At 41.9% G+C, this 22,458-nt stretch carries 25 protein-coding genes; all 25 read right to left on the bottom strand.

Features of this window, described 5'->3' with window-relative positions; translation table 11 throughout:
- Positions 1–33 precede the first annotated feature (33 nt).
- A complete protein-coding gene (locus CDO33_RS07890) occupies positions 34–342 on the bottom strand; it encodes a hypothetical protein (protein WP_103080700.1) in 309 nt (102 codons plus the stop codon).
- Between the two features lie 60 nt (positions 343–402).
- Entirely contained in the window at positions 403–2,034 is a 1,632-nt protein-coding gene (locus CDO33_RS07885; RefSeq protein ID WP_103080699.1) for a DUF342 domain-containing protein, read from the bottom strand.
- Between the two features lie 41 nt (positions 2,035–2,075).
- Complete coding sequence (locus CDO33_RS07880; RefSeq protein ID WP_103080698.1) at positions 2,076–2,846, bottom strand: FliA/WhiG family RNA polymerase sigma factor; 771 nt, start codon at positions 2,844–2,846, stop codon at positions 2,076–2,078.
- A gap of 64 nt (positions 2,847–2,910) precedes the next feature.
- Positions 2,911–3,303, bottom strand: a complete 393-nt coding sequence (locus CDO33_RS07875) for a hypothetical protein (protein ID WP_103080697.1) — start codon at positions 3,301–3,303, stop codon at positions 2,911–2,913.
- A gap of 118 nt (positions 3,304–3,421) precedes the next feature.
- Positions 3,422–3,913 (bottom strand): chemotaxis protein CheD, encoded by a 492-nt coding sequence (locus tag CDO33_RS07870; RefSeq protein WP_103080696.1) that lies wholly within the window; start codon positions 3,911–3,913, stop codon positions 3,422–3,424.
- Positions 3,913–4,542 (bottom strand): chemotaxis protein CheC, encoded by a 630-nt coding sequence (locus CDO33_RS07865; protein ID WP_103080695.1) that lies wholly within the window; start codon positions 4,540–4,542, stop codon positions 3,913–3,915. Before CDO33_RS07865 ends, CDO33_RS07870 begins: the two co-directional genes overlap by 1 nt.
- Before the next feature lie 27 nt (positions 4,543–4,569).
- Complete coding sequence (locus CDO33_RS07860; protein ID WP_103080694.1) at positions 4,570–5,013, bottom strand: chemotaxis protein CheW; 444 nt, start codon at positions 5,011–5,013, stop codon at positions 4,570–4,572.
- A 64-nt stretch (positions 5,014–5,077) separates the two neighbouring features.
- On the bottom strand, positions 5,078–7,141 hold the full coding sequence (locus tag CDO33_RS07855) for a chemotaxis protein CheA (protein ID WP_103080693.1): 2,064 nt from the start codon (positions 7,139–7,141) through the stop codon (positions 5,078–5,080).
- Between the two features lie 3 nt (positions 7,142–7,144).
- Positions 7,145–7,759, bottom strand: coding sequence for a CheB methylesterase domain-containing protein (locus CDO33_RS07850; protein WP_103080692.1), 615 nt, complete (start codon positions 7,757–7,759; stop codon positions 7,145–7,147).
- Positions 7,760–7,765: 6 nt separating this feature from the next.
- Positions 7,766–8,485, bottom strand: coding sequence for a flagellar brake protein (locus CDO33_RS07845; protein WP_103080691.1), 720 nt, complete (start codon positions 8,483–8,485; stop codon positions 7,766–7,768).
- Between the two features lie 49 nt (positions 8,486–8,534).
- Entirely contained in the window at positions 8,535–9,443 is a 909-nt protein-coding gene (locus CDO33_RS07840) for a MinD/ParA family protein (RefSeq protein WP_242973362.1), read from the bottom strand.
- On the bottom strand, positions 9,443–10,621 hold the full coding sequence (gene flhF / locus CDO33_RS07835) for a flagellar biosynthesis GTPase FlhF (RefSeq protein WP_103080689.1): 1,179 nt from the start codon (positions 10,619–10,621) through the stop codon (positions 9,443–9,445). The genes CDO33_RS07840 and flhF overlap by 1 nt, the downstream gene beginning before the upstream one ends.
- Position 10,622: 1 nt before the next feature.
- Entirely contained in the window at positions 10,623–12,662 is a 2,040-nt protein-coding gene (gene flhA / locus CDO33_RS07830) for a flagellar biosynthesis protein FlhA (protein WP_103080688.1), read from the bottom strand.
- 68 nt (positions 12,663–12,730) lie between these two features.
- Positions 12,731–13,882, bottom strand: coding sequence for a flagellar biosynthesis protein FlhB (flhB, locus tag CDO33_RS07825; RefSeq protein WP_103080687.1), 1,152 nt, complete (start codon positions 13,880–13,882; stop codon positions 12,731–12,733).
- Positions 13,879–14,652 carry a flagellar biosynthetic protein FliR gene (gene fliR, locus CDO33_RS07820; protein WP_242974852.1) on the bottom strand — a complete coding sequence of 258 codons (774 nt, stop codon included), beginning with the start codon at positions 14,650–14,652 and terminating at the stop codon, positions 13,879–13,881. The genes flhB and fliR overlap by 4 nt, the downstream gene beginning before the upstream one ends.
- A 37-nt stretch (positions 14,653–14,689) precedes the next feature.
- Positions 14,690–14,959, bottom strand: a complete 270-nt coding sequence (fliQ, locus tag CDO33_RS07815; protein WP_103080685.1) for a flagellar biosynthesis protein FliQ — start codon at positions 14,957–14,959, stop codon at positions 14,690–14,692.
- A 24-nt stretch (positions 14,960–14,983) separates the two neighbouring features.
- Positions 14,984–15,772 (bottom strand): flagellar type III secretion system pore protein FliP, encoded by a 789-nt coding sequence (fliP, locus tag CDO33_RS07810; protein WP_103080684.1) that lies wholly within the window; start codon positions 15,770–15,772, stop codon positions 14,984–14,986.
- A complete protein-coding gene (locus tag CDO33_RS07805) occupies positions 15,762–16,262 on the bottom strand; it encodes a flagellar biosynthetic protein FliO (protein ID WP_103080683.1) in 501 nt (166 codons plus the stop codon). The genes fliP and CDO33_RS07805 overlap by 11 nt, the downstream gene beginning before the upstream one ends.
- Positions 16,263–16,266: 4 nt before the next feature.
- Positions 16,267–16,629 carry a response regulator gene (locus CDO33_RS07800; protein WP_103080682.1) on the bottom strand — a complete coding sequence of 121 codons (363 nt, stop codon included), beginning with the start codon at positions 16,627–16,629 and terminating at the stop codon, positions 16,267–16,269.
- Positions 16,630–16,693: 64 nt separating this feature from the next.
- Positions 16,694–17,956 carry a flagellar motor switch phosphatase FliY gene (gene fliY / locus CDO33_RS07795; RefSeq protein WP_103080681.1) on the bottom strand — a complete coding sequence of 421 codons (1,263 nt, stop codon included), beginning with the start codon at positions 17,954–17,956 and terminating at the stop codon, positions 16,694–16,696.
- Positions 17,957–18,943 (bottom strand): flagellar motor switch protein FliM, encoded by a 987-nt coding sequence (gene fliM / locus CDO33_RS07790; RefSeq protein WP_103080680.1) that lies wholly within the window; start codon positions 18,941–18,943, stop codon positions 17,957–17,959.
- Positions 18,944–18,958: 15 nt separating this feature from the next.
- Complete coding sequence (locus tag CDO33_RS07785; protein WP_103080679.1) at positions 18,959–19,477, bottom strand: flagellar basal body-associated FliL family protein; 519 nt, start codon at positions 19,475–19,477, stop codon at positions 18,959–18,961.
- 264 nt (positions 19,478–19,741) lie between these two features.
- Positions 19,742–21,007: a flagellar hook protein FlgE gene (locus tag CDO33_RS07780; protein ID WP_103080678.1), complete on the bottom strand. Its 1,266-nt coding sequence runs from the start codon at positions 21,005–21,007 to the stop codon at positions 19,742–19,744.
- 132 nt (positions 21,008–21,139) lie between these two features.
- Positions 21,140–21,529, bottom strand: a complete 390-nt coding sequence (locus tag CDO33_RS07775) for a TIGR02530 family flagellar biosynthesis protein (RefSeq protein ID WP_103080677.1) — start codon at positions 21,527–21,529, stop codon at positions 21,140–21,142.
- Positions 21,530–21,544: 15 nt separating this feature from the next.
- On the bottom strand, positions 21,545–22,444 hold the full coding sequence (locus CDO33_RS07770; RefSeq protein ID WP_103080676.1) for a flagellar hook capping FlgD N-terminal domain-containing protein: 900 nt from the start codon (positions 22,442–22,444) through the stop codon (positions 21,545–21,547).
- Positions 22,445–22,458: the final 14 nt, after the last annotated feature.

Here is a 22,458-nt window from a genome sequence, read left to right as displayed (position 1 = left end):
TCTGAACCCTGCCATCAGATACTGAATAGGGCATCAAATCCTAATATCTATTTTGCTGGTTTTTATGCCGGTATCGCTTTTTTCCTTATGATTTTCAGAATCCTTTTTGTTGTCCTTCTTTTGCCCTTCCCTTTTATTTTTTTCCTGCCTTTCTTTTATTGTCACTTCATAGGCCTTATCCTGCGCATGCACTTGCCTGGTGTTCACTTCCGATTTCTGCTGGAACATTTGGGATTGCTGCTGTTGAATCACCAGGTTCTTATTCAGTTGGTCGCTATTCATTTTCGATACTTCCGAAGTCTTAGGAAGCATTACCTGAAATTCTACCGGCTTAATGGACAATTGCTTCACATCCTTTTAGCGGCAGCATAGACCACCATTTTTGTCCTTAAAGGACTTTTCCTATTTGTCTATAGCCCCCACTCTTATATCTGCTCCATCCCGGTATATCGTACAATACTGGAGGGTTTCCTTAAAGCTCCTGGATGAACTGCCTATTGCAATCCTCACACCCGGGTAGAGAAAATTGTATACACGGACCTTTCCGCTGGAATCATGCTGCAATTTGGCATCCAGCACGGGAAGCTCCTCATATATTTCGCTAATGCGATTGTTATAAAATTCCCTCGTGCGTAAACTTCTTTCCAGCATATCCTGCTTGTCCTTGCTAAGCTGTCCCAGGGAAGCCAGCCTCTTCAGCAGTGAAATGGCCTGTTCGGTCTTCCGTAAATCATTTTCCATCTGCTCCAACTCTTCCCGCAAAGCTTTGTACCTCTCCCTGAGGGTAGGGTCCATGCCAACCTCAACATCGGTAGCTGTTGACATGTACGAACCGATAACCTTTGCAATGATTTCCTTTCCGACCTTGCAGGTTCCTCCCACCAGCAATCCCTTTCTTCCGCCAAGTTCCAAGATATTGCCGCACTTCACATTGCTGTGCATTATCGCTTCTGCCTTTATATTATTTTTAGCCTGGATGTTACTGTTTTCTATATACCTGGCAATTATATCTCCTTCGCTTATCAGCATTCCTTTTCCAAGGCCTTGCATACCTCTTCGGAGAATTATGTCACCTCCGGCTCTTATAACAGCACCTTCGACAACACCCCACACCTCAACACTACCGCCGGCATCAATGGAAAAACCGGATAATACATTACCTCTGACTATCACATTTCCCAAAAAAGTAATGTTTCCGGTTGAATTGTCCACATCGGCTGGCACTTCATAGGTATAAAAAACGCTTACTTTGCCGTCAATAAGTGAAACCTGGCCGTCTATGTCAGATAAAAGACTTTGTTCATCCGGTGAAATCCTCACATTCTTTCCTTTGGGCAATGTGGCAGGTTTACCTGGCTTAGCCGGGATCTCTACCCCTGTCACAGTTTTTCCAGGAACTCCGTTGGTTGGTGGAATAAGTACGCAAAGCACCTGGTCTTTTTTTACATTTTTAATCTTGTTCAGTTCCCTGAAATCAACCCTGCCGTCATCCAGCACTGTGGGTTTAAACTCGTCACTCGTCTCAAAAAAGAATTCTACTTTTCCATCCTGCCCTTGTTCTGGTGGTGTTCCTTCCGCAACACAGAGCATTTCTTCATATACGGGAAATTCTGCTATCTTTTGTAGATAGTCCGTATTTATCCCATGAACGACAGAATTTTCAGCCAAAACTTTTTGCAGAGCTTCCAGTGTGATCTTACTTCCGCCTTCCGGAGGGGTGAGGGTGATGTATGCCTTCATCTTGTCGGAAGAAATGGTGACAGTCGCTGATGCGTCAATTATCGCTTCCTCCTGAGCAGGAGCTATCGGGACAGGTATTTTATCGGCCTTTGCAACTGCCAATTCAATGCTGTTCCTGTCATAATCCTTAATCTTCTTTTTTTCGAGCTTTTGTATGACATCATTAACTTCAACTTTTCTTCCTTTTTCAAGGGGTGGATATACAACAAGATATATGCCGTTTTCAAAGAATTTGATTTCGAAAAACCCATCATTTATACTCTTTTTTTCAGATTTGGATTCCGGATAAGGCATATTTTTATCCTCCTAACACATAATATCCTGTATTCTACAAGTCAATTATTATCTAGTGACGACTTATACCTGGCCAATTTTCCCTTCAACCTGAGGATAGCTTTTGTATGCAGTTGGGATACCCTGGACTCTGATACCTTCATTATTGCACTTATTTCCTTTAATGTCAATTCTTCAAAATAGTACAAAGAGACCACTATTTTTTCCTTTTCCGGCAGTTTATCTATCGCATTTCCAAGAATTTCGCTAAGCTCAGCTGCTTCTATGTAATCTTCTGGCAAATCATCCTTGTTTACATTGGGCACATCCACTCCGATTTCATAGTTTTGCTCCAAAAACTCTTCCAAGGAAACCATGGATGAAACATTTACATCATTCAACCTCTTACTCAATTCATCCGTGGTAATTCCCAGCCTGTCCGCAACTTCCTGATCTGTAGCGGAACGCCCTAATTCATTTTCCAGCTCCGCATATACCTTCTCCATCTCTTTGCTTTTTTGTCTTAATGATCTGGGTACCCAATCCAATTCCCTCATGCTGTCTATTATTGATCCTCTTATTCTTAAAGAAGCATATGTTTCAAATTTGACTCCTTTTTTTACATCAAATTTCTCTATCGCGTCAATCAAGCCAAATATGCCAAATCCCACCAGATCGTCATATTCAACATTCGCTCCGAAATAAATGCTCAATCTTCCAGCAATAAACTTGACCAGGTGCGAATATTCAAGAATCAGCTTTTCTCTGATAGAAGGATCCTTAGTGCTGCTGTATTCTTTCCACAGCTCCATTTGCTTATTATTAGATGACATTAAAATCCTCCACTTAACTTATTTTTCTTTAGTTTAAACGACCATTCCAACATACAGTTTGAGATTACTTTTTTATTTCACTCCTGATAACCTCACTTATTTTCAATGGTTCAAAATCATCCATCTTGTCATTGACTGAATAATTTACGGCCGATGGCTTGGGATTTTTCAAGTCCTGGTTCTCCTTTTTTTCATTGTCCTTCTTGTTAATATTTTCTTCTTCAGCCTTTTTCTTTTCTTCTTCCTCTTGCATTTTTCTTATTTTCTCATTATATTCATCAGCCGTCTTCTGTATAGTACTCCTTATAAAGACGCCTATCGTGAAAAATACAATCATGGATATTGCCATTTTTATGTATATCTCCTGCGGCTCGATCCCGTATTCAAAACTGACAATACCTGTAATGATCGCCATAAGCGTCCCCAATATGAACGGTATCTTTTGTATATATCCCATTGTCCTTTCCTCTCAATACCTTGTATTATCACTTAAGCAATTCGGTATGAAATACCAATCAGATTTCATAATTTGATATCGATATAATTGCATGTACCATGGTTAAGCTTTAAAGCAATTAAATTTGCTTTGTACCATGACCTATCGTTTTAATCAGCAATATACCGGTGTCCGAATATAGCTCAATCGTCCGTCCGAAATTACCGCCCGTGTCTTCTGCAACTACAGGAATGTTCAATTCTTTAAGGCACTCTTTTGCTGCAATGACATTTCTAGTTCCTATACGCAGCATCTCCGATGTTTCCGCAAAACTAAACATTTGAGCGCCTCCGGCCAGTTTGGCAACAATACCGTTGGGTTTTGCGCCCAGCTTCTTCATATCTTCCAGAAGCTTTACAATCGCGGTATCCGCAAATTTTGCCACATTCGAATTATTCCTGGCCTGCAAGCTGGAGGGAAGCATCACATGGGCTAACCCGATAGTCTTTGTATATACATCATACAGCGCAACCCCTACACAAGAACCTAATCCCAATGTGGTTAGAATGCTGGGATCGCTTGCTGCTCGTAAGTCGGCCATTCCTACTTTTATCAGAATGTCATTCCCCATCAGCTTATAACTCCTAATGCTTTTAATAATATATCATAAGACTCCACATCGGGTACCAGAAAAAAGTCACCGACTACTTTTTTACTACCCTCGAAAAACTCCGTTTCTATATAAAGGACAGTGTCACCTACGCTTCCGAACTGTATAGCCGGAACACTCAGAATAGCACCGGCCATATCTATTGCCATTTCCGGAACTGACGGTATTATTTTCAATCCGGTAAGTGAAGTCAAGGCAGAGAGGTAAGAGCTCGCAAGAATATTGCCAATCTCCCTCAAAGCCGAAGCTTCAATTTCATCAAATCCGCCTGCCTTATCGATGCTATGTTCGGATCTTCCCATGAGGATATCCACCAGCAAATGCGCCGATTTTTCCTCCAATATGAACATCATGTTTCCGGTCAAATCGCCGGTGACTTTCAGCAGAATCCCTACCACCAGAATTTCTGCACCGCCTAGAATTTCAGTCACATCCCTGAACTCGAGAATCTTTACCTTGGGCACGTCCATGTCGACTTTCTTATCCAGCATTTTTGCCAGAGCAGTAGCAGCGTTCCCGGAGCCTATGTTACCGATCTCACGAAGCACATCAATATGAAGGCAGTTAAGATCATCTATGCTTATTGCCATATACCGTACACCTCTGAACTATATTATTTATTCCAGTGTTACAATCTTTTCGGTATCGAGCAGTGTAACTATCCTGTCCCCAACTTTTCCGGCTCCGGTGATATACTCTGCATGAATCTCATTGGTGAAGTTTGCGACATTTTCTATGGAACTTCCATCCAGCCGCAATACCTCCGATACTGAATCCACAATTAATCCTGCAGTCACTTCTCCGGCTTTCACTATTATTATTCTCGTATCTTCGGTTTCTTCCGCCGGAGGGAGGTTGAACCTTTTTCTCATATCTATTACAGGTATTACATCTCCCCTTAAGTTTATAACACCTTTTAGGTAATCCGGCGTTTTGGGAACTCTAGTAGTCGGCATTACCTGCTCTATGGTTGATATGTCCTGAATATTCATACCATATTCCGCGTCCCCGAGTTTGAACACAATAAACTGGTTAACGCTCGAAACAACTGATTCTTCCATTTTAAGCTACCTCCTTTATCAACACCTTCGCCAGCCAAGGATTGTCATCTTTTAACTCACGCAACTATACCAGTGAATTAACATCCAATATCAGAGCAACATTTCCGTCTCCCAGAATAGTGGCTCCTGCCAAAATCCTTATTTTTGAAAGCAATTTGCCCAGGGACTTCTGTACGATTTCCTGCTGTCCTAACAGAGAATCCACCACAAGACCCGACAATTTTTCTCCCTTTCTTACTATGACCGCTGTAAGATTCTTTTTAGTACCTGCTTCACTTTCTATGTCCAGCGCTTTATCGAGCCTTACTAAAGGTACCAAGGTATTCCTGAGCAGAAATACTTCCTGGTCTTGAACCAACTTAATTTCTTCGGGAGCAATTCTGACAATCTCTTTTATATTATTGAGCGGTATTGCATACTTTTCATTACCAACCACAACCATAAGCGCCTGTATTATTGCAAGAGTGAGCGGAAGGCGTATTATGAAACGGCTGCCCACTCCCTGCTCCGTTTCTACTTCCACACTGCCACCCAGGGCTTCAATTTTGGTTTTCACAACATCCAGGCCAACACCTCTTCCCGAAAGATCGGTAACTTTATCTGCAGTGCTGAAGCTTGGCTTAAAAAGGAAATCCACAATCTCTTCTTTGGATAAGCTATTAGCTATGTCTTTGTTGACCAGCCCTTTTTCTATGGCCTTTCTCCGTACTTTTTCAATATCTATGCCACGGCCGTCATCAGCCACTTCAATAATTACGTTATTTCCGTCCTGATAAGCCTTCAGGCTGATTTTACCTGTTCTTGGCTTGCCGGCCTTCTCCCTCTCTTCCGCCGATTCCAAACCATGGTCTGCAGAGTTCCTCAGCAAATGTATCAGGGGATCGCCGATCTCGTCTATGACGGTTCTGTCCAATTCAGTATCTTCACCGGACATAGTCAGATTGATATCTTTTCCAAGCTCTCTGGATATGTCCCTTATCATTCTTGGAAATCTGTTAAACACCGATTCCACAGGTACCATCCTGACCTTCATGACGGCATCATGCAAGTCGGTGGTAATTCTTTCCAAGGACTCCAAAGCCTCATTGTAAGCATTTGAATTGCCGGAATTACCTGAAGCGCCGATATCCTCCAGCCTTGTTTTCTGGATGATCAGCTCGCTTACAAGATTCATCAGCACATCCAGCCTGCCTATGTCTACCCTGACCGTCTTTCCGGCCTTATTCGCCTTATTGCTGTTATCACTGCGGGTGCCGGCTGAACCGGATTTTTCTTCTTGCTTTGTGTCGGCTGATTCAGAAGTCTTTCGCAGCCCTTCCGGAGCCCCTGTTGCATCAACAGGTTTTGATGCCAATTCTAATATAGAAATCGATTCCACTTCGGAAATACTGTTCAGTTCTTTTTTCAGCTGCTCAGAATTGCTATTAGTGATTAATACCACCGTGAACTCAAAATCAAACTTTTCATCTTCAATATCTTCTGTGCTGGGAATGGATTTTATTATCTCACCGTTTCTTTCCAGGGTCTGGAATATTATAAAGGCTCTCGCAGACTTTAGCACACACCCTTTACTCAGGCTTATGCTTATCTGGTATGCATTCATTCCTTCTTCAATAGCCTTATTAATGACATTCTGCTCGTATTGGTCAATGTTAATCGTCGGTTTGTCCTGGGAAACCCCTTTTTCTGCCGTGCCTTCCGAAGACTTTTCACCCGTCGTCTGGCTGGCGCTGGCTATGCCGCTTCCTCCGCTTAGTGCCTCATTTAATGCCCTTATGATATCATTAAAGTCATTTTCTCCTTCACTACCGGTATTGACTATATTATCGATATAATACTCCAGAGCATCCAGGCATTTGAACAAAAGGTCAAGGAGTTCTGATGTGGCTTTTATCTCATTACTGCGCAAAGCATGAAGCACATTCTCCATATCGTGGGTCAGAACAGACATCCTGTTGAAACCCATTGTCCCAGCCATACCTTTTAAAGTATGGGCGGACCTGAAGATGTCGTTGACTACTCCGGTGTCCTCAGGGTTGTTCTCCAACTGCAGCATGCCATCATTAAGATTCTGTAAGTGCTCTTTTGATTCATCGATAAAGATTTCAAGATATTGATTCATATCCATTTTTTAGACACCCCCTACATATTTAACTATCTCATAGGCTATTTCATTAAGCGGCAATACTACGTCCACTGCTCCGGTTTGAACTGCTCCTTTTGGCATCCCATAAACTACACTGGAATTTTCATCTTGCGCTATTATAAAGCCTTTATTTTTGTTCTTTATTGCCTTTATCCCTTCACTGCCGTCCTTTCCCATCCCTGTGAGTATGACTCCGACAACGTTCTTTATTCCGGTGTCCGACAGGGATTTCATCATGACATTTACAGACGGCCGGTGTCCGTTCACTGGCGGCTCCTTGGAGAGCTTGATCACTATATTGCTGTCTCCCGGTGTCTCAAACATCATATGATAGCCTCCCGGAGCTATGTAAGCCCAGCCTGGCTGCAATATATCTCCTTCCTCCGCTTCCTTTACGGTTATCTCACACAGATTGTTCAACCTTTCTGCCAGGGACTTGGTAAATCCGCCAGGCATATGCTGTACGATTACAATCGCTGCCGGAAAATCGGAAGGTATATTCGGAAGTATCTCCAACAAGGCCTTTGGGCCTCCTGTAGATGTCCCGACAGCAACAACTGCTTTGACACCTTTATGCTTGTCCTCTTTTTCACATGTCATATAAGATCAAATCAATCCTTTTTTTCTGAGCTTTCTCTGTTCATCAAAGATAAATCTGATGATCTTCTCTCTCTCTTTATCATCAATAGCTTCAAAAGCTATTCCTGCTTCATATTTGTATATTTCCGAAATATCTTTTCTCTCTACCCTTACAACTTTTCCTATAAAATTCATGTTTTCTTCTTTTCCAAGATCTATATAAAGCTCCAGTACGGTTCCCTTCTCAACATTTTCCTCCAGAGCTATGCAAACTCCTCCACCGCTTATATCCCTTGTCACGGCATCCTTTAGAGGAATCGCCTTTGCCTCTGTTTCACCCATACCTGGATCATTGTTGCCTTCTTCATTAACTATCCTGTACTTTACCGGCAGTGTACAATCGAATCGGAAATATTGACGTCTTTGTATCTTTATCAGCTCACCGGTAATTTTTACCTTCAATGTGGCAATCTTTTGCTTGCTATCCCTTTCCACCACTATTGCTCCGCAAGCATATAACTCGGTTATGTCTGAATGCCTTTTCTTGAAGAAGATATATAAATTAATACGAGTGCCTATGGGAAGAGGATAAATATTACCTTCGTATATCGGCGCTGCTATAACAAGGTTCTTATCATCTTCAACCCATTCGACCTCACTGACAAATACGTTATTTACATCCTTACCGTTTTGCTCCAATACTTCTAACTGCAGCTTTGTTCCAGCTATCAAATCAGTAAGTTTCATATGACCTCCCTCGTACAAGCTACTTTTCCGTAATACAGCTTTTTCGCCGTTAATTATTCAGGAAGCTCACCAGCTTGCTTACAAAGCTCCTCATACCGCTTACATTTTTTACGGCTGCTTCCTGATCCACCCCGGCAAGCCTTGAGGACATCTCCATTATAAGCCTTGCAGCGTGGCTCCTCGGATATGCCATTACCAAAGGCTGCTGCTGCTTTACAGCTTTTGATACCGCCTCATCCTGCAATACATATCCCAGGGAAAACAGCTTCATCGCCAGGAATTTGCTTGTCACCATTGTTATCTTATCAATTATTTGATTAGCTTCTTCCAGGTTCTCTGCCCTGTTGATTATAAGCTTGATTATTTTGCTGCTGTCCCTTCTTGAAATCATTTTTATCAGAGCATAAGCATCCGTTACGGAAGTCGGCTCTGGGGTCACAACCAGCAATACTTCATCGGCTGCCATCACAAACTTCATTACACTATCTGAAAGCCCTGCTCCTGTATCGATGAGTATGATGTCAAACTCTTCGTCCAGGAGCGACACATTCTCTATGAAATTATCCAGCTGTTCCTTGTCCAATTTTGCCAGCTCTTCTACTCCGGAACCTCCGGAAATGAATTTTATACCTTCCGGCCCGTCGGACAGAACTTCATATATGTTTTTTTCTCCTCTTATCACATCCGCCAGTGAATACTTCGGGATGACGCCAAACAAAACATCTATGTTTGCTAAGCCAAAATCGGCATCTATTATCAATACCTTATACCCCAGTCTTCCCAGCGAAATAGAAAGATTTATTGAAATATTCGTTTTTCCTACTCCGCCTTTGCCGCTGGTCACTGTAATGACCCTGGCTTTCTTTTTTTGGGGAATAACTCTTTTTTCCACCTGGTTTTCTGTCCGTTTAATTCTTAGACCCTCAATTATCTTCCTTAGTTTTTCTGCCTGATCCATTATTTTACTATGCTCCCCAACAGCATCTTAGTTATTTTTTCAACGTCAGCTTCCTCGATGTCATCAGGCACGCTCTGTCCGTTGGTAATATATGAAATATCCATATTGCTTTTAAATTTCGCATTTAATATAATCCCCGGCGTAAGCGCTTCATCCAGTTTTGTAAATATCAGCTTGTAATTTTTCAGGAAGCTGTAGTTGTTCAATACATCCCTGCAGTTATTTACACCTGTCGTCGCACTTAGCAGCAGATAGACTTCATCTGCATTTACGGATTCAATACAATTCTTAAGCTCGTCAAACTGAGCTTTGTTTCTATGGTTTCTGCCAGTAGTATCAATCAGTATCAGGTCTTTATCTGAAAATGCTTCTATGGCATCATGTATTTCCTTTACCGAGTAAGCGACACTGAGCGGAACTCCTAATATATCCGCATAGGTTCTAAGCTGTTCTACAGCAGCAATCCTGTATGTGTCGGCAGTTATCAATCCTACATTCTTCTTTTTTCCTATCGAATAGGAAGCAGCAATTTTCGCGATGGTCGTAGTCTTTCCCACACCGGTTGGTCCGACAAACATAACAACTGAAGGCTTTCCATCTTCCCTTAACCTGATGACATTAGGTTTTCCAAGAATACTGCTTACGGTGCTGAATAAGGCTGCTGCTGCGCTATTTACATCGGATGTGTTTTGCACTCTGGAACAAGCCAAGCTGATTACTTTTCTGGCAACCTCAGGTTCCACATCGTTATTCACCAGATTGTCGTAAAAAATGTCCATAACATTCGTGCCTTGATCCTTTGAATCCTTGTATTCCGCATCCTCCTCTGTCTTATCAAGCTGAAGATGTTGATATATTTTTTTCAGTATAGTTTCAATATTACTTACTTTATTCTCTAAAAGTGCAATTTTTTCCTCTTTTTTGTCAGGATTATTTTTATATATAGCACCTGGCATAGAATTTTCTATCTTTTTATCGATTTTTATTGTATCTTTTTTTGCCGGGTACTCGGAATCAACAGCGGCCAGTACTTCTATCATCGGTTTTGCAAAAAGGTTTTTCAGACCTTTTCTCTTTACCTTTCTGGTATTCAGTATCATAGCTTCACTGCCAAGGTCCATCTTTACTTTCAGCATGGCTTCCTGCGTGTTTTTTCCAAGATAACGCCTGATTATCATATTACACACTCACCGTCCCAACCGCTTGTATTTCCAGTCCCGGATCCAATTCGTTGTAAGACAGTACTATCAACCCAGGCAATACTTGCTCCGTCAGGCGTTTAAAGTACAGCCTTACAACCGGTGATGCCAAAATTATCGGCTGCTGTCCCAATCGAACCAATTTTTCCACTTGCTTTGACAGATTGCTCAAAATTTTATTTGATACCGAAGGGTCCAATGCAAGGTAATTGCCGTGATCGGTTCTTTGCAGGGAATCCATAATCACCTGCTCCAGGTTTGGATCCAACGTTATTACATTGGCATTATTATCGCTGAAAAACTTCTTGGAGATTGCTCTTCCCAAAGCTTGTCTGACATACTCGGTAAGCATGTCCGTGTCATGGGTAACCGGAGCATAATCTGCCAAAGTCTCCAATATAGTTACCATATCTCTTATAGATACGCCTTCTTTTAACAGGTTTGCCAACACCTTCTGGATTTCTCCGATGGTCATGATCTTCGGCACCAGTTCTTCCACGATGGCAGGATAATTTTCCTTAACCGCATCGATAATCTTCTGCACTTCCTGTCTGCCGGTCAATTCATGGGCGTACTTCTTAATGACCTCGGTAAGATGTGTTGCTATGATCGATGGGGTATCTACCACTGTGTAACCGTACATTTCGGCTTTATCCCTCTGGCTTTCAGTAATCCAGATGGCCGGCAGCCCAAAAGCAGGCTCCGTGGTTTTTATTCCATTGATCTCCTCTTCCACTGTTCCGGGATTCATTGCCATGAAATGGTCGGACATCACTTCACCTCCGGCCACCTCTACGCCCTTTATCTTTATGATGTATTGGTTTGGATTCAATTGTATATTATCCCTCAGCCTTATTACCGGCACTATCATACCCAGTTCAAGAGCAAGCTGCCTTCGGATCATGACTACCCTGTCCAGAAGGTCACCCCCCTGATTTACATCAGCCAAAGGGATTATGCTGTATCCGAACTCCAGCTCTATGGGGTCAACCTGGAGCAGGGACACAACATTCTCGGGTTTTCGTATGTTTTCAACTTCAGTTTCAGTAACCTGTATTTCCTCTTGCTTGTGCACGTCTTCCTGTCCTTTTTTAAGCCTGTATCCTGCATAGGCAAGTATTGAAGCTATAAGCAGGAAAGGCAGCGTCGGCAGGAAGAAGGATAATACAACGCACACCGCGGAAGCTATAAACATAACTTTCTGATTGTTGAAAAGCTGCTTTGTCAAGTCCTGGCTTATGTCCGTACCTGAACCGGACCGGGTTACTATCATACTGGTGGCGGTAGAGATCATAACCGCAGGTATTTGGCCTACCAGACCATTACCGATCGCCAGGATTATATAAGTATTGAGAGCATAGGTAAGGTCTTCGCCTCTCATGACCATGCCCAACACCAGGCCACCGACGATATTTACAACAGTTATCAGTATTCCTGATATGGCATCGTTTTTAACAAACTTGCTGGCACCATCCATCGCGCCGTAAAAATCTGCTTCCTTCTGAATTTCTTTTCGTCTTTCCTTGGCCTCCGCTTCATTGATAAGACCTGTGTTCAGATCGGCATCTATAGCCATCTGCTTACCGGGCATGGCATCGAGAGTAAATCTCGCTGTTACCTCAGCCACCCTTTCCGCACCTTTAGTAATAACCATGAAGTTGACGATCATGATGATTATAAATGTTATGAATCCTACAACAACGCTGCTGGAGTCATCTCCGCCTCCGGTTACAAAGGTTCCGAATCCGTAAATGATCTTTCCTGCTTCGCCTTCACCCAAGATAAGCTTTGCAGCAGCTACATTAAGCGACAGCCGGTATAATGTGGTAAAAACAAGCAGCGACGGGAAAGTAGACATCTCCAGCGCACTTTTCATATATACCGTATTCAGCAATAGTATTAGCGTCAATGCAACATTGATGACAATAAGCACATCCAGAATTGATCCTGGAATAGGAACAATAAGCATTAAAATTACTGCTACCAATGTAAGAGGTACTGCAAGGCTACCAAATTTCATCTGATTTATTTGACCCCCATTTTATCATTTGTTACTAAGCTTTTATTCATTAATCCGGCATCTGCCGGCTATGTTTTCACCTTTGGCTGTTTCAGGCTGTAAACAAAAGCCAGCACCTCTGCGACTGCCTGATACAACTGTGGCGGTATGGCCTCTCCTATCTCCACCGATTCATACAATGCCCTGGCCAGAGGCTTGTTTTCCACAATTTCCACCTCGTGCTCCCGGGCTTTTTCTTTAATTCGCAGCGCCATATAATCCTGTCCCTTTGCCAAAACAACCGGGGCATCGGAAACCTCCGCATCATACTTTATAGCTACTGCAAGGTGAGTAGGGTTGGTTATAATGACATCTGCTTTGGGCACATCCTGCAGCATCCTTCTCATGGATATCTGTCTTTGCTTCTGCCTTATTTTTGATTTTATCTGAGGATTGCCCTCCGTCATCTTGTATTCTTCCTTTATTTCCTGTTTTGTCATCCTCAGGCTTTTTTCATATTCCCACCACTGATACAGATAATCCAGCGCTCCCAGGATCAGAAGAGCTATGCAAATTCTCACCGCCATATTTATGGAAGTAGCTCCGATATACATCGCTGAACTCATAACATCCGTATTTATGGTGTTTATGATGTTTTCCTCTTCACTCCTTAAATATGAGTATGCTACATAGCCTATTATTGAAATTTTTATCAAGGACTTTAAAAGCTCTGTCAATGCCCGTAAGGAAAAAAGCCTTTTTATTCCACTGGCAGGGTTGATCCTGCTAAATTTAAAACCCAGTGTTTCCGTAGTGAACAGGAATCCCACCTGGGCAAATCCTGACACCAAACCTGTAACCACTGCAATGGCAAAAAGTGGTGCCGACGCTTTCAGTAAAACCCCCACCGCTTCAAAAAAAAGCATGGATAATGATTTTACCGTATACAATCCTTCAATTTTCGGATATTCCGTCAATATCCTTCTTGCAAAATTTGATACCTCATAATATATGTTTCCACCAAATACCTTTAAGCCTGAAAACAAAGATATCAGCATAACGGCATTGGTAATCTCCCGGCTTTGAAAAACCTGTCCCTTTTTACGCGCATCTCTTCTTCTTTTAGGAGTTGGCTTCTCGGTTTTCTCATCATTTGCAAAAAGCTGCAGGTTTATGCGCGGTAAACCTACATAACTCTTATACAAACCTTGTCCCGTATTCCTTTTGAATATCAGTTTCATTTAGCAGGCACCAGATCCTTCAATATATTCATTGTTTCGCTGTTTATCAATGCTGTTAGGCTCTTAATAAGGGACATAAAGTATGGTAATGTGATTATCAAAAGTGCCATACCGACAATGAGCTTCAATGGTATTCCGACTACAAAAACATTAATTTGCGGTATGGACTTCGATATGATACCCAGCGCTACGTCCACCACAATAATTGCAGCTGTGACGGGGGCACATATCCTGAATCCTATTGAAAACGTTTCAGCAAAAATCCTTAACAGATCATTCAGCAGTATATCGTTGAAAGCAGCCTTACCTATCGGTATAAGGCTGTAACTGTCAAAAAGTGCTTTAATCAGCGCATGATGTCCTTTTATAGTCAAGAAAACCAGCATGCACATTATATAGTAGAAGTTTGATGTAACCGAAATCTGTATATTGCTAAGCGGATCCAAAACATTGACCATTCCGAAGCCAATCTGAGTGTCGATCAGCTGCCCTGCAGTGTATATGGCGGAAAAAAACATGTACGCCACATATCCGATGGCCACGCCTACCAGAAACTCCTTCCCCACCAACAGAGCGTATTCAAAGATGCCGGCGTCCATATCGGCTTTTTGCAGCGAAACCGTATTTACCAGTATTAACGCATTGAAGAAGGCAAAACCGATCTTGGTATGGGTTGGAACGTTTTGCCTTCCAAAAATCGGTGCTATAACAAAAAGCCCTGTCATTCTCACAAAAACCAGAAGGAATGTTTCAAAACTAATTAGAACCATTCCGGAAAATATATTCATATTGTCTCCATCTTATAGCTTATCTTATTAAATTATTTATATTTAAATAAAGATTCCTGGTATACTCTATCAGAACAGTTAACATCCATGAACCGAACAACGCTATGCTGGCAATCACTGCCAATATCTTCGGTATAAATGATAACGTCTGTTCCTGGATCTGCGTTGTTGCCTGAAATATGCTTACAGCAAGCCCAACAATAAGGCTTAATCCCAGCATGGGTGCCGACACATAGATAACTACCTGAAGAGCCTTTTGACCAAGTTCTATTATTGTCGCCTCATTCATAATGTTGACCTCTTTTCTTTTGCATTATTTTACTAAAAAGCTTTCAAGTATCGTCTGCGTCAACAGGTTCCAGCCTCCTACCAAAATAAAAAGCAGCACTTTAAACGGCAGTGATATCATTACAGGAGGAAGCATCATCATACCCATTGACATCAAAGTACTGGCAACGACCATGTCGATTACTAAAAAAGGCAAATACAAGAGAAAACCGAATCTAAATGCAATTGTAAGCTCATTAAGTATAAATGCAGGTATTACCACGGTAAGAGGCAGATCCAGAGGATCTTCCACCGGTGTTTCTATTTTCGCCAACCTTATGAATAACTCCAGGTCCTTTCCGCTATCCTTTCCCATCTGACCCAACATAAACGATTTTATAATATCCGATGATTTATCCAAGGCCTCTGCCTGTGTTATTTCACCTCTATTGAAAGGCTGCAGGGCCTCATTGTTTATTTGGGTTCCCACCGGAGTCATAATATATAATGTCAAAAACAATGCCAACCCTATCAAGACTTGATTTGGAGGCATCTGCTGCGTCCCCAGTGCATTTCGTAAAAAGGAAAGCACTATGATTATTCTTGTGAAAGAAGTCATCATTATGAGGATGGATGGTGCAAGGGACAGAATGGTCAGCATTATCAGCACTTGAACTGTAGTAGATACCTCCTGCGCGCTTTGGGCAGGCTCAACATCAAAGCCGAATTTAAAGGATGGAATGGTAGTATCTGCATAAGCAACTGCAGAAAATGCCATAAAGAAAGCAATAAGTATAATAGTAATCAGTATAAACCTTATCTTTTTATTTTTCATTTGTAAAGTCATTCCCATCTTTTCCATCATTGATATAAGCTTTGCTGTTCAATGATTTCAGCTTCTCAAGATTTCTTTTTATTAAATAGGCATCCTTGTTCAATGCTGACTCGTCATCCCCAGCCACGCTCGTATCCTTCCTGGAGAGCTTATCTTTATAAACCCGGGCATACTTCTCCAGAAAGCCTACAAATTCAATGCCTCCTGTGTTTTCCTCTTCAGCGGCATCAAAATCAAAATTCTCAATATTCAGTTTGGTTAAAAGCTCAACACTTTTTCCGGTGGTGGCTATAAGCACAAACTGTTTGTCCACCCGCACCAGATGCAGTTGCTTGTCCATCCCGAGGCTTACAGTGTCTATAATGCTTATATATTTACCCTGCCCGGCTTTTCTTGATCTCGTTCCTATATATCTTGTGGTGACATAGGCAAGAAATAAAACGGATCCAAATATTAAAAACAATCCTAAAACTTTAACAATACTCTCCATTTTTTTATCCGATTACTTTCTTAACTGCTTCTATAACCCTCTCAGCCTGGAAGGGCTTTACAATAAAATCCCTTGCTCCAGCCTGGATTGATTCTATAACCATGGCCTGCTGCCCCATAGCAGAGCACATTATTATTTTGGATTCGCCATTTATCTTTCTTATCTCTTTAACAGCCTGTATACCGTCAACTTCAGGCATTGTTATATCCATGATCACCAGGTCGGGATTCAGTTCCTTGTATTTTTCTACGGCTTTTGCTCCATTTTCAGCTTCACCGGCTACCTCATAGCCGTTCTTTGTCAAAATATCCTTGATCATCATTCTCATAAATGCTGCATCATCAACTACTAATATTCTTTTACCCATTATAATCTCCCCTTTTAAATATTCTAAGTTCTAGTGGCACCACAAGGAATATTTCTTTATAAAATTACAGCCTTTTGGAAGGATGTAATATGTCTGTCACTCTTACACCAAAGCTTTCATCTATTACAACTACTTCGCCCTTTGCAATAGGCTTTCCATTTACTAAAATATCTACAGGTTCTCCTGCGATCTTATCCAGTTCAATCACTGTACCGGTGCTAAATTCCAGGATTTCCTTTATAAGCTTATTTGTCCTTCCCAGCTCAACGGTAACCTCAAGTGGAACATCCATTATCAATCCGATGTTTTTCTTATCTACAGGGATAGGACTTTCATCAAAGCTCTGGAACTGTGCCGGTTGAACATTAACCGGTGCTCTGTTTGCTTGAGGTTCACGATACACCCCCCCCTGGTCGTTCTGCATATATCCATTTCTTTGATTGAAAGCAAAGTCCTGGTTATATTGCATGCCGGCGCCATAGGATTGACTGCTTCCCTGCATATTCATATTCATCTGCTGTGGAGCAGCCTGCATCGGAGTCTGTGGAGCAGTTTGCATCGGAGTCGCGCTGCTCATGTCAGGCTGAATCTTTGCCTGTGGCGATGCCGCATTATTGCCAGGATTATTCTTGACCTCGCTTTCATCAGAAGCACTTAACAAGTTACTTACAAGAGTTTTGGCGAAACTGACAGGGATGATCTGCATTATCCTGCTGTCTATCAAATCACCAACCACCATTTTAAATGAAACCTTCACCAGTTCGTCCGATTCATTTATATCACCGGAAGGATGAACTTTATTAAAATCCATTTTAAATGCGCTGGGAGGTGATATGTCAATTCTCTTGTTGAACATGGAGGACATGGATGTAGCGGCCGAACCTATCATTTGATTCATTGCTTCGCTGATGGCACTAAGATGCAGGTCATTCAGTTCTTCGTCCGACTTTTTGCCCTCACCACCCATCATTATGTCAGTAATAATCTTTACGTCATCTTCTTTTAATATAAGCAAGTTGGTTCCGGTCATGCCATGAGTATATTCTACCTTTACCGCTACATAACCTTTAGCATATTCCTGAGCCATTTCGGTCCAGTTGGTAACTTTGACCTCCGGCGTTGTAATCAAAACCTTATGACCTAGCAAAGTAAACAGAGTAGTGGCCGAAGTTCCCATACTGATATTTCCAATCTCGCCAAGAGCATCTATTTCCTGTGGTGACAATACGTCGGCCTTTGCGCTTTTATCTCCACCGCTATCGGATGATGCTAGTGAACTGCCATTTAGCAAAGCATCTATCTCTGCTTGAGTTAACATATCGCTCATTTATTCAACCTCCGTCTCTACAATACTAGTTATTTTGATGGCAACCTTATTCTTCCTGACACCAGGTATTGCTTTAAATTTCTCCAGATCGCCAACCATAACTTTCAATTCCCCATTTACACTCGTTTCCAAAGGAATTACATCTCCGGCCTGAAGTTCAATGATGTCACCCAGAGAAAGGGATGTACTTCCCAGCACCGCTCTTACAGGAACCTTTACGTTTTGAATCTTATTCTCAATATCCTCTTTTGTTTCCTTGGTAGATGTCTTTTCAATATTTGAAAACCAGTAACGGGTGCTTAGTTTTGATACTATAGGCTCCACCACTATGTAGGGGATGCATATGTTAATAAATCCATCTTCCTCGCCGACTTTTGTCCTCAGGGTAATAAGGGCCACTGTTTCATTGGGGGAAATGATCTGGGCAAACTGTGCGTTTGTTTCAATTTTTTCAAGTCTTGGCCTTAGTTCCAGAACATTTTCCCATGGTTCTCTCATTAAATTCAACATCTGTATTATGATTCTCTCGATTATGGCCAGCTCAATTTCAGTAAACCCTCTTACCTTTTCCAACGATGAACCTTTACCACCGAGAATCCTGTCCACAAGGGCAAAGGATATATTGGGGTCCATCTCAAAAATAATAGATCCTGCCAGCGGATTAAAGTCTATAATTGCCAGAATTGCAGGGTTTGCTATGGAGTTGCTGAAGTCGTAATATGACATGGGCTGTACTTCAAGCACATCCACCTGAACAAGATTTCTAAGATATCCTGACAGGAAGTTTGTAATAAGCCTGGCATATGTATCATTAATTATATGCAGTGTTTTGATGTGGTCCTTGGCAAACTTGTTGGCCCTGCTGAAATCATAAACTTTTATCTTTTTTTGCTGGTCCTTGTCTTGCATCTGCTGAACGTCGATCTCACCTGTGTTTAGTGCTTTCAACAGTTCATCTATTTCACTCTGTGACAAGATATCTCCCACAGAAATGCCACCTCCTTATGTGTAGAACCACTCATCAAAAACAATATTATAGATAATTGGCCTTTTTGTACCTTCATTTTCTATCAGCATTTTGTTTATGCTCTCTATAAGATCATTTCTGGCTTTTTTCTTAGTTTCAGGATCTTTGGCTTCCTCCAGTGTCATGTTCTGGAAATATGTGTTGACAAGCTCTTTTATCCGTTTATCATATATGGTTAATTTATTTTCAACGTCCACACCCTTAACTTTTTTGAAATACAACAACTCTATGTTAAGCTTTATAACCGGTGGAGTTGAAGATTTATTATTTTCACTTTTCAGGTTGAGCAGAACAGGTTCCCCATATAACATTTTGGAAGATAATTCATCATCCGAGGGGATTGCAATGGTTCCTGCCATAGAAACGGAATCTGCTCCATTCGAATTGGAGTTGTTTGTCACTAGTATATAACCGACAAGCCCTACAAGGCTTAATGCAAGAATTGCGATAATGACTAAAAGTATGATAGTAAAGACCTTTCCTCTAGCTTCCAAAATTCATGCCCCCTTTATCTTTAGATCCGAAAATAATTAAAAATTTACTACTCTTTAAGGCACTGCAATTTGTAAAGTATAAAACTATACAACAATATTCTAACATTACACTCTCAATTTTTTCAATAGCTTATATTATCTAACACTTTTCGACAGCTAATTTATTATTAATAATACCATTTTAAGAAAACTCAATCTTATTTATTATCAGCCTCAGGCTGCGTCGTAAAATTCGGCGTCAGCCTGAGGCTTGTTACTGCTATACTATCTCTTTATATTTACCAGCTCTTGAAGCATTTCATCGGATGTGGATATTATCCTGCTGTTTGCTTGAAAACCCCTTTGGGTTACTATCATCTCAGTAAACTCCCTGGAAAGATCAACATTCGACATTTCCAGAGTACCCGGACTCAACATACCAGCACCGTCAACACCGGGCTTCACTCCTTTTGCAAAATCTCCGGAGTTCGTTGTGGGCAGGAACAGGTTTTCTCCCAGCTTCTGAAGTCCGGCAGGATTATCAAAGGTAGCCAGTGCAATCATTCCCAGCGGCTGCTGCTCGCCATTGCTGTATATTCCCGTTATAACTCCATCCGCACCTATGCTGAAAGTGGATAATGTACCTGCTTTGTATCCGTCAACGCTCTTAGTCTTCACCGAACAATCCGAAGCGTACATGGTTAAGCTTGAAAAATCCACATTAAATGTAGGGTCATCAACCCCTGCATCATCAGGAAGATCTATTGTAACATTCACATTATTTGTGGTTGATATCAGCCTTCCATCCTTGCCGAAAACAAGCTGCAAGCTACCGGTTGCAGCAGTTCCGCCATAAGTGAAAGTTACATTCCATGGGCTTCCGGTGGCAGTAGTGGCTTCCCTGGTAAATATAGCCTTTACCTCATAGGCATTACCCTGCTTGTCATACACTGTTATGGGAGCTGAAAAGGTATCCCCTGCAGCATAGCCTGCATCAAGATTTCCCTTCATAACTGCTTTAGTAGTTGCCTTTGGCTCAATCAGCTGCTTATTCAGCAGATTCAGTTCCACCAGCTCTGATTCGGAGTTGAATTCATATTCTCCGGTAACAGGATTTAGTTCCGGCTCCCATCCCAAAACGTTCAACCCACCTCCGGTTGTCAAATTGCCCAGCTTGTCCAGTATGAAATTTCCTGCACGGGTAAATTTGTACGAATCTCCTCTTCCTCCACGTACTATAAAGAAACCTTCTCCTTCAATCGCCAAGTCCGTGGGGTTGTCCGTCCTTTGCGTGCTGCCCCTTGTCATTATTGTATCTATAGCATTAACGCCCAATCCAAGGCCTATCTGCATTGGATTTGTACCACCTCTTCCTGTTTCCAGGTTCGGTGCGCTGGCACCCCTCAATGTTTCACTGAATATTTCCTGGAAGGTAACCCTTCCTGATTTAAAAGCTACAGTGTTTACATTGGCGATATTATTACCTATGACATCCATCCTTGTCTGGTGGGCCCTAAGACCTGAAACACCAGAGAACATCGATCTCATCATAATTAATTGACCTCCTTCGTTTTCTATTCCTTCCGTCGTTCCGGAATAGGCAGCTTCCCGAATGGGTCCGGCTGCTTTAAACAATCCTTTTCGTTAGTAAAATATTGCTAGAGTGATAAATGGTTTTCTCCTTTATGCAAATACTGCTCCGTCTATGTTGGTGAATACATTATCCTTCAGCTCACTGCTGTTAACAGCCGTTATTACCGTACGGTTTTTCACGTTTACAACAAAGGCCAGATTGTCCATGAGCACCAGTGAATCCTTTACTCCTTTGTCTTCAGCCCTGTCAATAGCTTTGCTTATCTTTTCCTTTTGGAGCTGAGTTAGCTGAATATTCCGCATTTGAAGCCTCATTTCTGCATGCTTGGAAAACTTGATGCCATTACACTCATTTAACTTGTCCTGCAGAATATTACCGAATTCACTCCTGCCCTGTCCGGATCTTTTTACAGTTGGAATGCTGTGGCTGTTGTTGGATATTCTCCCGATATTATTTAAGTAATTGTAGTTTGCTGCCACATACAACACCCCCTGTCATATTGATTCCACGCCTTCTTCCTCTGAAGCACCCTCACTTGTTGTCTCTTGACTGGGTTTCATTACCTTTGTTATTCCGTCAACAGGAGCTAGAACCTCATCCAGTACAACCTTGAATTTACCATTGGTTTCAGTGAAGCTTCTGAGTTTTGCACTCACCGGCACCTTTTTGCCGCTTTCGGTGTCTGTTACGATTACGGTGACACGGTTATCCTGCGGCGGCAGGCGATCATTGAGATAATCCCTGATGTTATCCGGATTGGAAGATATATCTCCGTTTGCCGTCACGATGCTGGAGATTTCGGCTTCCACACCGTCCATCACTGCATAATTCTCATACAAGCCCATCTGTATTGATTTGATGTATCCTTTGACACTGACATATTCAGCAGTGTTAGGGTCATATATGATACCTTCGGCATCAAATCCTATAAGACCTGTATATGCTGCAAGGTTGGAGGAGTTTACCACCTTTTCGTCCATCACATCAGTGATCTTATCCACCTCTATATCCTGTCCGTTCACCACTACATAAGTTTTGCCGCTGTTGATTTTTACACTGGAGACAAGGCCTTCGGCAACCTTAACCTCCTTTGTTTCCGAATCCGTCACATTGGCGGTTATGTATTTGCCTATAAGGGAAAAGGCCTGGGACTTCGTAAGCGTGCTGCTCATATTCTGCATTTGCTCCAGGGAACTGAACTGTGCCATCTGGGCAATGAATTGCTTATCATCCACCGGATTTAAAGGATCCTGGTACCTGAGCTGTGTCACCAGAAGATTTAGAAAATCGTCCTTTCCCAAATTGCCGGAAACATCTCTTTTACCTGTGGTTTCTGAATAGCCGTCTATAATCTGTTGAATTGTTCTTTGGTTATCCACCGGATTAGTTGCCATACATTGCACCTCCT

It is taken from the genome of Clostridium thermosuccinogenes, from assembly GCF_002896855.1.
GTDB classification, from domain to species: domain Bacteria; phylum Bacillota; class Clostridia; order Acetivibrionales; family DSM-5807; genus Pseudoclostridium; species Pseudoclostridium thermosuccinogenes.
This window is presented reverse-complemented; position numbering and strand designations above follow the sequence as displayed.